The sequence below is a fragment of the Nonomuraea turkmeniaca genome, from assembly GCF_005889735.1.
GTDB classification, from domain to species: Bacteria; Actinomycetota; Actinomycetes; order Streptosporangiales; family Streptosporangiaceae; genus Nonomuraea; species Nonomuraea turkmeniaca.
In genome coordinates, this window is record NZ_VCKY01000558.1 from 1 (window position 1) to 981 (window position 981).

The window sequence follows — 981 nt, forward strand, 5'->3', positions numbered from 1 at the left end:
TGATCCAGAACCAGGTCCGCCTGGGCCTGGCCCGCATGGAGCGCGTCGTCCGCGAGCGCATGACCACGCAGGACGTCGAGGCGATCACCCCGCAGACCCTGATCAACATCCGCCCGGTCGTGGCGTCCATGAAGGAGTTCTTCGGCACCTCGCAGCTGTCGCAGTTCATGGCCCAGGAGAACCCGCTGTCCGGCCTGACCCACAGACGGCGTCTGTCCGCGCTGGGTCCGGGTGGTCTGTCCCGTGAGCGGGCGGGCGTGGAGATGCGCGACGTGCACCCCTCCCACTACGGCCGGATGTGCCCGATCGAGACCCCCGAGGGCCCGAACATCGGCCTCATCGGCTACCTCGCCTGTTTCGCCCGGCTCAACGCCTTCGGCTTCGTCGAGACTCCTTACCGCAAGGTCGTCGACGGCAAGGTGACCGACCAGATCGACTACCTCACCGCCGACGAGGAAGATCTGTACGTGATCGCCCAGGCGAACTCCCCGCTCTCGGCGGACGGCGGGTTCGCCGAGCGGCGGGTGCTGGTCCGCACCAAGGGCGGCGAGTTCGAGTACGTCCGCTCGAACGAAGTGCACTACATGGACGTGTCGCCGCGCCAGATGGTGTCGGTGGCCACCGCGATGATCCCGTTCCTGGAGCACGACGACGCCAACCGGGCGCTCATGGGCGCGAACATGATGCGCCAGTCGGTGCCGCTGCTCAAGAGCGAGGCGCCGCTGGTCGGCACCGGCATGGAATACCGTGCCGCCACCGACACGGGCGACCTGGTCATCGCCGGGAAGGCGGGCGTGGTCGAGGAGGTCTCGGCCGACTACATCACGGTCATGAACGATGACGGCACGCGGACCACCTACCGCGTGGCGAAGTTCAAGCGCTCCAACCAGGGCACGAGCTTCAACCAGAAGCCGATCGTGGCCGAGGGCGACCGGGTGGAGGTCAACCAGGTCATCGCCGACGGTCCGTGCACCGACAAGG

The 981-nt window shown here is 67.6% G+C and carries 1 pseudogene; it reads left to right on the forward strand.

Annotated elements, in window-relative coordinates:
* A pseudogene (locus tag ETD86_RS54500) lies at positions 1-981 on the forward strand (DNA-directed RNA polymerase subunit beta); the annotation flags it as partial.